We start from the raw sequence: 12,903 nt of genomic DNA, 5'->3' as shown, positions 1-12,903 counted from the left end.
TAATATCTTACAAAGAAACATAAATTCGATCATTCTGACAAGTTTCCATTTAATTTCTCTAAATAAATATGTATAAGACGGGGAACGGCATAACGCTCGATATCTTCATACGGAACAACCAGATACGAATTCAAAGCCTCGTTGATTTTCTCTATTTCTATCCGGTAAAAAGCCGTATGCAAGACCTGATGGGACAAGACGTGCTTTATTTCCGGTATATCTACTGAGACATTCAACTGGCCGGCTCCTTCGAACAACAGTTTGAAAGCTTCCGTTTTTTGTAAACCGGCAAAGTCCATAGGTTGCTCCGTCTCGATAAGGGGAAATTCATAAAGCCCTTCCCATATATCCTTTTTACCCCGGCGCGAAAGCCAGGTCTGCCCTTTATATATAATGTATAGATAATGGAAATAGCGGGGACGTGTTTTTGTTTTATTCTGCTTTACCGGAAAACGTTGTATCTGGTTGGAAGCATATGCCATACAACGTTCTTTTAACGGGCAAATGTCGCAATCCGGATTTTGAGGCACACATTGTAAGGCGCCGAACTCCATGATTGCCTGGTTGTGAAGTCCGGCCTTTTCCGGATTCATCACGATCCCCGCCAACTCGGTAAACTGTTTTTTACCGCTTGCCGTATCGATAGGCGTATCGACCGCATACAAACGGGATAACACCCGGAAAACATTCCCGTCGACAACCGGATAAGGTTTATTCCAAACAAAAGACACAATGGCGGCAGCCGTATATTCGCCGATCCCTTTTAAAGACAATACATCTTTATATTCACTCGGGAAAACACCCCCAAAGGTATCCATGATACTTTTGGCTGCCGCGTGCAGATTCCGGGCACGGCTGTAATAACCCAATCCCTGCCAATATTTCAATACCTCGTCTTCTTCGGCAGAGGCCAGAGAAGCCACATCGGGGAAACGCCCGGTGAAACGATAAAAATAATCCATCCCCTGAGCAACACGGGTTTGTTGAAGAATTATTTCTGATATCCAGATTATATAGGGATCGGACGACTCCCTCCATGGTAAAGCCCTTTTATTCGTTTTGTACCAGTCAAGCAGCATATTGCTGGTTTCCAGTTCATTTTTCAATTGTGACATATTTGTCCTGTTTTCGTACTTTTAAAACTCTCAACTCGTTGATTAATGCAAACATACACAGATATAATGAATTGTAAGGAATCTTTTTTATTAAAAAATGGCGGGCAATTCTTTTTCCACTTAAATAAAAAGCTATATATTTGCATTCCAAAAAATTAATAGGTCCAAATCATTAATTAATTTATAGACATGACTAAAGCAGATATTGTTAGCGAAATTGCTAAAAGTACCGGTATCGATAAGCAGACGGTATTGAGTAGCGTAGAATCTTTTATGGATATTGTAAAAAGTTCATTATCTGAAGGAGAAAACGTTTACCTGAGGGGATTCGGAAGTTTCGTTATTAAGAAGAGAGCTCAGAAAACTGCTCGTAATATTTCAAAGAATACTACGATCATCATTCCGGAGCATAACATCCCTTCATTCAAGCCGGCTAAAACCTTCCTGAACGAAGTTAAGTAATTAGTAATTATAGTTTAATTTAAAATTTAGAAACAATGCCTAGCGGAAAGAAAAGAAAAAGACATAAAATGTCTACGCACAAGCGCAAAAAGAGACTGAAAAAGAATAGACATAAAAAGAAATAAGTCTATCTGACAAGAAAACTCTAAAGAACAAACTTAATAAGTGACCTTTTAAGTTTGTTCTTTGCGTATTTAGAAAGGTCTGAATTAAAACCCACTTTCAAGTGATAAGTGAATTAGTAGTTGATGTACAACCCAAAGAGGTATCTATTGCCGTCCTGGAAGACAAAAACCTTGTGGAGCTACAAAAAGAGGCCCGCAATGTTTCGTTTGCCGTCGGCGATATCTATCTTGGCAAAGTAAAAAAACTGATGCCGGGGTTGAATGCTGCTTTCATTGATGTAGGGTATAAAAAGGACGCATTTCTTCACTATCTGGACTTAGGTCCGAACTTCAACACCCAACAGAAGTTCCTCAAACAGGCACTCAGCGATCAGAAAAAGATCCCTGCCATTTCAAAAATGCAGATACTCCCCGAAATTGAAAAAGACGGAAGTATAAGTAATGTGCTTAAAGTCGGACAAGAGGTGTTGGTGCAAATTGCCAAAGAGCCGATCTCAACAAAAGGTCCGCGATTGACTTCCGAACTATCTTTTGCCGGAAGATATATCGTGTTGATACCATTTGCCGATAAGGTCTCAGTCTCCACAAAAATCAAGTCGAGTGAGGAACGTGCCCGTTTGCGGCAGTTAATCCAGAGCATCAAGCCGAAAAACTTCAGTGTTATAGTGCGTACTTCTTCAGAAGGTAAACGTGTTGCAGAACTCGACCATGAATTAAAGACATTAGTGAAACGGTGGGAAGAAAACATCGTCAAGGTTCCAAAGTTAAAAGTACCGTCGATCGTATATGAAGAAACGGCACGTACTGTGGCCTTGCTCCGTGATATATTCAACCCGTCTTTCCAGAATATTTACGTAAACGATGCAGATGTTTACCATAACATCCGCGATTATGTCAGCCTGATCGCTCCCGGGAGGGAAGAGATCGTACAGCGATATACCGGTGAACTGCCGATCTTCGACAATTTCAGTATCACCAAGCAAATCAAATCGTTGTTCGGACGTACGGTTACGTATAAAAGTGGAGCTTACCTGATTATCGAGCACACCGAAGCCATGCATGTGATAGACGTTAACAGCGGCAATCGTTCCAAAGGAAGCGATGCCCAGGAAAAAACAGCTATCGACGTAAACACAGCTGCCGCCGACGAAATAGCACGCCAGCTTCGTCTTCGCGATATGGGCGGTATTATTGTGGTCGACTTCATCGATATGGCTGAAGCAGCCAACCGACAGAAGCTGTTCGAACACATGTCTAAAGCGATGGTAAACGACCGGGCCAAACACAACATCCTGCCTTTAAGTAAGTTTGGTCTGATGCAGATTACCCGCCAAAGGGTTCGCCCGGCAATGGATGTAGATACAACGGAATCTTGCCCCACCTGTTTCGGCACAGGAACAATCAAACCTTCGATCCTATTCACCGACAATCTGGAGGGAAAGATCGACTGTCTGGTAAACAAACACAATGTGAAGAAATTCGCCCTGCACGTACATCCTTACGTAGCAGCATTCGTAAACAAGGGGCTTTATCCCCTTAGCATGAAATGGAAACTGAAATACTCCATGAGTATGAAAGTCATTCCTAACCAAAGTCTGGGTTTTCTGGAATACAAATTTATTGATTCCGACAAGAATGAACTCGACATGATGGAGGAAAAGGAAATGAAGTAATAAAAAAAGCCCCGAAGTTATCGCTCCGGGGCTTTTTTTATCACATTTCCTTACTTCTTTGCCTTCGCCATCTCCAACGCATGCGTTGTCACATAATACTTGGCGATCATATTCGGGACTTCCCAGTCCGGCAATTTTCCATCCTGCAAATATTGCAGATAATTTTCCATCACCTGTCCGAAATGAGCTTCATGCCCTACCCTGTATGTTGCAGGAATCTGAACCTGCCATACATTATCCAAAATCTTATTTAAAGCAATTCCCGGATATTTATCAGCCACGGTCGACATGGCAGCAGCCAGTTCTTTTTCATAAGTAGCCAGATCAATATCGGACAGTGCCTCTATATATAATTCCGGCTTATAGCCCTGCTCTTTACCCTGACGGATAATCAAGTCGGCCTTACTTCCTTTCATGACGGAGAAATGAGTATCACCACCACCTTTCGGGAAAGTGTAATTCCAGATAACTGAAACTTTAGCCGTTACATCTTTGATCTTATATACGATATCACCGTTACAATATACTTTCAACGTATCGTTTACGACATCCTTTTTCAAGAAATCGGGATAAGCATCAGTACCAGTCACTTGTTTAAACTCTTCCGGACTGATTGAAGTCGTCCAACGGTTCGCATCGACTAACTCAATATCTTTTTTATAGTCGATGATCTGCCCGGGAAAAGCTTCCCACTGAACGAGATCCACAAGATGAGTCGTTACATCAACAATACCTTCCCCCTGCTGAGTCACGTCAAAATACCACACCGGACGGGTCAATGGTTTATTATCCACCAGTTTAAATAGGTGATGAACACTTTCCTTCACAATAGCCGGCTCCTCCGGAGATCCTTTCAATTGCTCTCCATATACAGCCGGGATCATTGAAAGTTCACGTTGCAGTAGGGTTGTGATCTCATTCCTTTCCGTCATAATGTCATATAGCAGAATATTCTTTTGCCTGGCAATATCGAAACACTCTTCCAGCAATTTAAAATTCTGACTATTGATCGCCATAGGCTTGTCTGAAAGCACATTAATACCGGCTTCAAGTGTCTTCTTTATATATTCGGTCTTCTTTCCGTTGTTACCGGCCTGAATCATTACATTCCCGCTCTTTTCTGAGAGCATCTTTTCCAAGTAATCGGAACCTGTATAAACAATTTCATTCCACCCGGTCGGGTTCTCTGCACGTGTATTGAACCCTTCAATACGTTTCAGGTGTTCATCCACATCAAAGCCACCGGGTGCGTACACATAAACATCTTTACAAACTTGTGGATAAGATACTTTCTGTACCAGGGCCGCATGAAAATGACCGGGATCGAGTGTTATGAGTTTGACTTCCCCCGGAGCACCTGTAAACCCTTCAAGCTGTTCTTTTTTATTAGAGGAACAGGAAGTCCCCAATAAAAGTGTAGCCATGGTAAAAACTAGATAGTTTTTCATTTTATAAACGATTTAATTGATAATAGTCTTTTCTTTACATATAAATTATGCCATATTCCTTCTTATGCCACAAAGATAAAAATATATCGTTTTAACAACTGCCGTATTGTCATTATTTCTGACAGCAAAAACAATTCAGAACCATTCATTGTTACTTTGGCATACGTTTTGTATACTAATTGGTGCAACTCGACAAGAGAAAAAGCAAAGACGAAAAATAATAACAATTAAAATATTATCGAATTATGGGAAAAATTATTGGTATCGACTTAGGAACAACCAACTCATGTGTTGCCGTACTGGAAGGTAACGAACCGGTTGTTATTGCTAACAGCGAAGGTAAAAGAACAACTCCTTCAATCGTTGCTTTTGTAGAAGGCGGCGAACGTAAGGTAGGTGATCCCGCAAAACGTCAGGCTATCACCAATCCTGAAAAAACAATATTCTCTATCAAACGTTTCATGGGTGAAACATACGATCAGGTAACAAAAGAAATCAATCGTGTACCTTATAAAGTAGTACGCGGCGACAATAACACTCCGCGTGTGGATATCGAAGGTCGTCTGTACACTCCGCAGGAAATTTCAGCAATGGTTCTTCAGAAGATGAAGAAAACAGCCGAAGATTATTTAGGACAGGAAGTTACAGATGCAGTTATCACTGTTCCGGCTTACTTTAGCGACGCTCAACGTCAGGCAACAAAAGAAGCAGGTGAAATTGCAGGTCTGAATGTTCGTCGTATCGTGAACGAACCGACTGCCGCATCATTGGCTTATGGTCTTGACAAGACAAGCAAAGATATGAAGATTGCCGTATTCGACCTTGGTGGCGGTACATTCGATATTTCAATCCTTGAATTAGGTGACGGTGTATTCGAAGTAAAATCAACAAACGGTGATACTCACTTGGGTGGTGATGACTTTGACCACGTGATCATCGACTGGCTGGCAGAAGAATTCCTGCGTGAAGAAGGTGTCGACCTGCGTAAAGACCCGATGGCATTGCAACGTCTGAAAGAAGCTGCTGAAAAAGCAAAGATCGAATTATCAAGTACCACAAGTACAGAAATCAATCTACCGTATATTATGCCGGTTAACGGCATTCCAAAGCACCTCGTTAAAACATTGACACGTGCTAAATTCGAACAATTGGCAGACAGCCTGATCCAGGCTTGTATCGAACCTTGCCGTCAGTCATTGAAAGATGCTGGTTTGAGTACTTCCGATATCGACGAAGTAATCCTGGTAGGTGGTTCTACACGTATCCCTGCTGTACAGGCTATCGTTGAAAAATTCTTCGGTAAAGCTCCTTCCAAAGGTGTTAACCCGGATGAAGTAGTAGCTGTAGGTGCTGCAATCCAGGGTGGTGTATTGACAGGTGAAGTAAAAGACGTATTGCTGCTGGATGTTACTCCGTTGTCTCTGGGTATCGAAACAATGGGTGGTGTGATGACTAAGCTGATCGAAGCTAACACAACTATCCCTACCAAGAAATCGGAAACATTTACAACAGCTGTCGACAACCAACCGTCTGTAGAAATCCACATCCTGCAGGGTGAACGCTCTTTGGCTAAGGATAACAAATCGATCGGCCGCTTCCATCTTGATGGAATACCTGCTGCACAGCGTGGTGTGCCTCAGATCGAAGTAACTTTCGATATTGATGCTAACGGTATCCTGAATGTATCTGCAAAAGATAAAGGAACTGGTAAAGTACAGAGTATCCGTATCGAAGCTTCCAGTGGCTTGAGCGACGACGAAGTAAAACGTATGAAAGACGAAGCTGCCGCAAACGCAGAAGCCGATAAGAAAGAAAAAGAACGTATCGACAAACTGAACCAGGCAGACAGTATGATCTTCCAGACTGAAAAGCAGTTGAAAGATCTGGGTGATAAACTTCCGGCTGACAAAAAAGCTCCTATCGAAGCTGCTTTGAACAAGCTGAAAGAAGCTCACAAAGCCCAGGACGTTGCAGGTATCGATGCTGCTATGACTGAACTGAATACCGTATTCCAGGCAGCAAGCCAGGAGATGTATAACGCTCAGAATGCTCAGGGCGGTGCACAACCAGGTCCTGATTTCGGTAGCCAACAGCAAGCTAACGGCAATGCCGGTGGTAGCAAAGACGGTGGCGTAACCGATGTAGACTTCGAGGAAGTAAAGTAAGATTACATTTACCACATAAGATAAAAAGCGATTGTCGGACAAATATCTGGCAGTCGCTTTTTTCATGAAATAAAATTGCAATCATTCATAGATAATCAAAGCCTCCTTATTATATTTGCACCCGCTAGTATAACGATTATGCAAAAACGTCTGCTTTCACAGATTTCTATTCTGTTAATGCTGCTATTCATAGTAGCACTTAGTTCTTGTGCCCATTCCGGTTCAAAGCAAAGACACAGAATATTAGTCATACAATCATATGAACAAGAATATAGCGGATATGCCAAAGTAGAGCACGATATCTTTGCCGAATTGAAAAAGCAAAATCATAATATAGAATTACATTTTTTCTATCTGGACTGCGATTCATACAATGAATCGGATGAAAAAACCAGAATATATAATTTCCTGGACACCATACAAAACTGGCATCCGGAAGTAATCCTAGTATACGATGACCAAGCTACTTACTCCCTATTTGCGTGTCAGCATCCTTTTGTTAAAGAAGTTCCGGTTGTCTTTGCAGGAGTAAATTTTCCGAATTGGAACATAATAAAACAATATCCCAATGTTACCGGCTTATGGGATAGACCTGAATTTATCAAGACAAGTCAAATGATCGAAAAGCTTTTTGGTCCAATGAAAATTAACATCTGGATGGACAATACTTATTTAGGTAGGCAAACGACAGACAGATTCTTTGAAGAAATAAAAACTCCTAAACCTGATAAACCCGGTAATTTTAAATATATAGTGAATGAAGACAGGACTATAACAATGATACCTGACAGTCTCTCATATACACAGATGATAAAACCTTCAAAAATGTTTTATGCGCTGATTAATTCCCGTGAATCATCTTCCAACAGTCTGTTATGGTCGTTATCCGGATTAGCGCGCAACTCTGTTTTCGTACAAAGCAAAAGGGATTTTTCATCCAAACGTCTGGGGTTATATGCCGATGCCCCTACATTCACTGTCGTAAATGAAGGTTTTGGCTTTAAAGAAGGCATTATTGGTGGTTATATCACATCTTATGAGACCCAGATTAAGGAGTCTGTAAACATAGTTACTCAAATACTAAAAGGATGCAATGTCGAAAATATACCTATCAAAAGAAGCCCCAAAGAGTATATACTGGATTGGGCCGATGTCGAACGCTGGAGCGTTTCAAGGAATGATATTCCTGCAAACTATAATATTATCAATATGCCATTCCATACACGATACAAATCTTATATCGTATCCTTCGGATCATTTTTAATACTCGCCATCCTCTCTCTGATCAGTTATCTGACATACCTCTATTTGCGAGAAAACAAAAACAAACGACAGGCACTGGAAAAATTAAAGAAAGGAGAACGGTTTCTATCTCTGGCAGTAGTAGGAGGAAAAGTATTCGCATTCGAACTGAATGACAAGCAATTTTCTTTTGATAAAGAATTTTACACATTTGTAGGAATAACAGAAAAAGATTTCACACTGCATGAGTTTGAAGCCTACATTTATCCAGAGGACTTAACTATTTTCAAACAAAGCATTATAGATGCCTATGCCGGCATCAATACAAACAATATCACACGGTTCCGATGTAATTTCAACAATCAAAGATATCAATGGTGGGAATTCAGATACATATATAATAAAGAGAAGGATATTTTCAACGGACTATGCTTTAACATTCAAAAAATAAAAGAAGCCGAACAGGAATTAATAGAAGCACGGCAAAAAGCCGAAGAATCAGATAAAATGAAGTCGGCGTTTCTTGCAAATATGAGCCATGAAATACGAACTCCACTAAATGCAATCGTAGGTTTCTCTAATATTATAACAGAAGAGGATGTTGAATTATCAATAGCAGAAAAAAAAGAAATTCAGGACTTGATCAGTTCTAATTCAGACTTGTTATTAAAACTAATAAACGATATTCTGGATTTATCACGCATTGAATCCGGAAAGATGGAATTCACCTTTGCTATATGCAATCTGACTGATTTGATGAATAAGATATATCACACACACCAGTTGTTGATGCCTTCGGGAGTAGAACTGAAGTTAGAAATACCCGATCAAGCCTGTATGCTTGAAACGGACTTCCACCGCTTAACTCAAGTCATAACCAATTTTATAAATAATGCTTCGAAGTTTACCCAAAACGGGTATATAAAAATCGGATATATCAATAATCCGGAACAAAAAATGGTAGATATATTTGTAGAAGACACAGGTATCGGTATTCCTCTGGATAAACAACAAGGTGTTTTCGAACGTTTCAATAAACTGGATGAATTTGCTCAAGGAACAGGATTAGGTTTGGCTATTTGTCAAATAATTATTCAACGTTTTGGTGGCAAAATCCAACTTCTGTCAGAAGAAAAAAAAGGTAGTCGTTTTACCATAACGCTACCTTTACACTCTCCAGCCTGATCTATTTAGTCTATCGAAAAAGAATCGGAATCTTTCCAGGCTGGAAATTTTTCCCTCAGATCGTTCAATTCGCTCTTCAACAAAATGCAGGTTCTCGTAATTTCTTCCCGCTTACCGGCATCCGCCAGCTTCTTCCCTTTCGGAGAAAAGAGCATGGAATCACCCCGATAAGTAATACCTTTTCCATCGATACCCACACGGTTTACACCACAGACATAAGCCATATTTTCAATGGCCCGGGCAGGAAGAAGCGACTTCCATACCTTTTTACGAGGTTCAGGCCAGTTTGCAACATAGATCAACAGATCATATTCATTATTTATGTTACGGCTCCATACCGGAAAACGAAGGTCGTAGCAAACCTGTAAACAAATACTCCAGTCCTTATACCTTACGATCGTCCGTTCATTTCCTGCCGTAAAATGCTTATCTTCCCCAGCCATACGAAACAGATGCCGCTTGTCGTAATAAAATTCTTCTCCTTCAGGAGTGATGAAAAAAGCACGGTTGAAATAGTTCTCACCTTCCTTTACAATAAAACTACCGACAACTGCCAGGTTATACTTTTTAGTCCAACCTTTTATTGTCGGTATAGTCGGCCCGTCCATCGTATCAGCCAATCTTTCCACATCCATGGAAAAACCGGTTGTAAATGTTTCCGGAAGAACGGCAATATCCGTCTTTCCGCTCACACGCCGGAGCAACTCCCCATAGTAACCAAGATTCTCGTCTCTATCCTCCCAAATAATATGGGATTGGATCATACTGATACGTAAACTGTCTGCCATAATAGTAAATTAAACTTTTACGAAATTCTCCGGATGACAAGCTGTCACATCCCGATAATATTCGCGAATTGTATGAATATCCTTTTCTGCATTCCCAGTCGGATAAAACAGTCCCTTAATTCCCGCCTCCTTCTTTGCATAATCGAAATAGGCAATCATAATAGGGACCTGTGCTTTCTCCGCTATATAATAAAAACCTTTTTTCCACTCCTCCGCTTTCTTCCGCGTACCTTCCGGGGTAACGGCCAATTGGAAGATCTTACGTTTATTAAACACTTCAACCATCTGATCGGTTACCGAAGTCCGTTGATGCCGGTCGACAGGTACCCCACCCAGCCACGAAAACAGCAGGTTGAATGGAAAAAAGAACCACTCCTTTTTGATAAGAAAACTGGCGTTACGCCCTGCCGCCGTATAAAATAACTTTCCGATAATAAAATCCCAGTTGCTGGTATGCGGGGCAACGCATATCACACACTTCGGCACATCTTCGCCCAGCGGTCCCATTTTCCATCCGGCCATGCGAAGAAGTGCCTTACTGATTGCTTTCTTCATTATTTACTTATCTTTGCTTAGCGCTCCTATTTCGTCTGCAATGGCGTTTACTTCTGTTTGCAAATCGTTTCTGAGTTTACGATAATATTCTTTTACCAACGTTTTATTATCCTTTGCATCCGGAGTACCGGCACGACGGATAAATTCGTCCTGCATATCAAGTATTCTTGCCATCAGCACATCAGCCTTATCTTCTTCAATACCAGGAATGAAGAGTTTACATACCAATACTTCAGAAAATAACTCACCTGCTACGTAGCTGATTTCTTTCTTTAAAATTCTTCTTTTAGCCATAATTTTCATATTAAAATATCCACAAATCTACAAAATCCTTTATTAAATAACTCATACACGGGGAAAAAAGATAAAAATAATGTATCTTTGCACCTTCGAATTCTCTGATTATAAACAAAATCGTTTATGGATACAAAGATTACAACGCCAGATTATCTCTTTGAAAGCAGTTGGGAAGTCTGTAATAAGGTAGGAGGCATCTACACTGTTCTTTCAACAAAGGCGCATACACTGCAACAGATGTTTAACGATAAGGTGATCTTTATCGGACCTGATGTGTGGGGTAACACAAATGCCCCCGATTTTCTTGAAGACAACACGCTGTTTGCAGATTGGATACAACATGCAAAAACCATTGATAAACTAAGAATGAAGGTCGGCCGTTGGAATGTGCCGGGTACTCCTCCTGTCGTATTGGTCGACTTCAAACCTTTTTTCAGTGAGAGAGATGCATTCTTTTATTCTATGTGGGAGAACTTCCGTGTAGATTCGATGCATGCTTACGGCGACTACGACGAGTCCTGCATTTTTGCTTATGCTGTAGGTAAAGTAATTGAAAGTTTTTACAACTTCTACAATCTTTCAGACAAGAAGGTCACAGCACTGTTCAACGAATGGATGCTTGGTATGGGAGCGCTTTACATAAAAAAGCAGATCCCTGCTATTGCCACTTTATTCACCACCCATGCCACCTCCATAGGCCGTTCCATTGCAGGAAATAACAAAGCACTGTATGCTTATATGGATGGATACAACGGCGACCAGATGGCGAAGGAGTTGAACATGGAAGCAAAACACTCGCTGGAAAAACAGGCTGCCCATCATGTGGATTGTTTTACTACCGTTAGTGACATCACAGCCTGCGAATGCAAACAATTACTGGACAAAGCTCCGGATATTGTTACCCCGAATGGCTTTGAACCGAATTTTGTTCCTGAAGGAAAAGAATATACAAAAAAACGTACGGAGGCCCGTCAAACATTGATTAATGTAGCTGAAAAGTTACTGGGCTGTACCATCTCACCGGATGCATTGCTGGTATCGACCAGCGGACGTTACGAATACCGTAATAAAGGTATCGACGTTTTTATCGAAGCTATGAACCGTGTTCGTAACTCCGGAGAATTGCAACGTGAAGTCGTGGCATTCATTATGGTTCCGGCCTGGGTTCGCGATGCTCGTGCAGACCTGAAGGAAGTCATCGAAAAGAATATCAAGACTACTTCTCCCCTACAAATGCCTTTTATTACCCATTGGATGAACCTAATGGAGCAGGATAAGGTTTTAAATTATATTTCGCACGCCGGATTTACCAATCAGGCTATCGAAAAATTGAAAATAGTATTTGTACCCTGTTATCTGGATGGGCGCGACGGTATCTTCAATAAGCCATATTACGATCTGCTGATCGGTATGGATGTTACCGTTTATCCATCGTACTACGAACCCTGGGGATACACTCCACTGGAAAGTGTTGCTTTTGGCATACCGACAGTGACCACCAATCTGGCCGGATTCGGTCTTTGGGCGGAAAAAAGTGTCTCCGGCAAGAACATCAGCGACGGAGTGGCCGTTATCGACCGAACCGACTTCAATTATTTCGACGTTGCCGATGCTATCACTGCTTCAATTCTCTCACTCGTGAAGAAAAACGAAAAAGAGGTTGAAGAAATACGTAAACGTTGTTTTGAACTTGCAAAGAAAGCAGAATGGAGCAAATTCATTGTTTATTATCAGATAGCCTTCAACGAAGCATTAAAGGCTGCCGCTAAAAGAAACAATTAAATATTGCTCATTATTAACAAGATAATCCTATCTTTGCAGCGGTTTTTACATTTTATTTAATGAAAC

General features: G+C 41.0%; 10 protein-coding genes. 5 read left to right on the top strand and 5 right to left on the bottom strand.

The window, feature by feature from the left end; translation table 11 throughout:
* Window positions 1-29 precede the first annotated feature (29 nt).
* Window positions 30-1,115, bottom strand: a complete 1,086-nt coding sequence (gene mutY / locus QZ076_RS09970) for an A/G-specific adenine glycosylase (protein WP_293712959.1) — start codon at window positions 1,113-1,115, stop codon at window positions 30-32.
* Window positions 1,116-1,304: 189 nt separating this feature from the next.
* Between mutY and QZ076_RS09965 the strand changes: the two genes are divergently transcribed.
* Window positions 1,305-1,577 (top strand): HU family DNA-binding protein, encoded by a 273-nt coding sequence (locus tag QZ076_RS09965; protein ID WP_075558580.1) that lies wholly within the window; start codon window positions 1,305-1,307, stop codon window positions 1,575-1,577.
* A gap of 226 nt (window positions 1,578-1,803) precedes the next feature.
* Window positions 1,804-3,375: an Rne/Rng family ribonuclease gene (locus QZ076_RS09960; protein WP_075558581.1), complete on the top strand. Its 1,572-nt coding sequence runs from the start codon at window positions 1,804-1,806 to the stop codon at window positions 3,373-3,375.
* Between the two features lie 50 nt (window positions 3,376-3,425).
* On the opposite strand, the gene QZ076_RS09955 is transcribed toward QZ076_RS09960, so the two are convergent.
* Window positions 3,426-4,823, bottom strand: coding sequence for a putative oxidoreductase C-terminal domain-containing protein (locus QZ076_RS09955; protein ID WP_293712956.1), 1,398 nt, complete (start codon window positions 4,821-4,823; stop codon window positions 3,426-3,428).
* A gap of 245 nt (window positions 4,824-5,068) precedes the next feature.
* On the opposite strand from QZ076_RS09955, the gene dnaK reads away from it, so the two are divergent.
* Window positions 5,069-6,988: a molecular chaperone DnaK gene (dnaK, locus tag QZ076_RS09950; protein WP_293712954.1), complete on the top strand. Its 1,920-nt coding sequence runs from the start codon at window positions 5,069-5,071 to the stop codon at window positions 6,986-6,988.
* Between the two features lie 138 nt (window positions 6,989-7,126).
* Window positions 7,127-9,415: a HAMP domain-containing sensor histidine kinase gene (locus QZ076_RS09945; RefSeq protein WP_293712952.1), complete on the top strand. Its 2,289-nt coding sequence runs from the start codon at window positions 7,127-7,129 to the stop codon at window positions 9,413-9,415.
* A 5-nt stretch (window positions 9,416-9,420) separates the two neighbouring features.
* On the opposite strand, the gene QZ076_RS09940 is transcribed toward QZ076_RS09945, so the two are convergent.
* From QZ076_RS09940 to QZ076_RS09930, 3 genes are read right to left on the bottom strand one after another with little or no spacing between them, the layout of a single operon-like run.
* Window positions 9,421-10,203 carry an amidohydrolase gene (locus QZ076_RS09940; RefSeq protein ID WP_293712950.1) on the bottom strand — a complete coding sequence of 261 codons (783 nt, stop codon included), beginning with the start codon at window positions 10,201-10,203 and terminating at the stop codon, window positions 9,421-9,423.
* Window positions 10,204-10,212: 9 nt separating this feature from the next.
* Window positions 10,213-10,758 (bottom strand): lysophospholipid acyltransferase family protein, encoded by a 546-nt coding sequence (locus QZ076_RS09935; RefSeq protein WP_293712948.1) that lies wholly within the window; start codon window positions 10,756-10,758, stop codon window positions 10,213-10,215.
* A 3-nt stretch (window positions 10,759-10,761) separates the two neighbouring features.
* Window positions 10,762-11,052, bottom strand: a complete 291-nt coding sequence (locus QZ076_RS09930) for a hypothetical protein (protein WP_293712947.1) — start codon at window positions 11,050-11,052, stop codon at window positions 10,762-10,764.
* Between the two features lie 126 nt (window positions 11,053-11,178).
* Here QZ076_RS09930 and QZ076_RS09925 point away from each other — a divergent pair, with 126 nt between their 5' ends.
* The gene (locus QZ076_RS09925) at window positions 11,179-12,837 is read left to right on the top strand and encodes a glycosyltransferase (protein ID WP_293712946.1); all 1,659 of its coding nucleotides are present in this window, start codon (window positions 11,179-11,181) and stop codon (window positions 12,835-12,837) included.
* The last annotated feature ends 66 nt before the right edge of the window (window positions 12,838-12,903 follow it).

The organism is uncultured Parabacteroides sp., assembly GCF_905196875.1.
Classification (GTDB): Bacteria; Bacteroidota; Bacteroidia; order Bacteroidales; family Tannerellaceae; genus Parabacteroides.
Note: the sequence above shows the minus strand (reverse complement) of the source record. Positions and strands in the feature narration are given on the sequence as shown.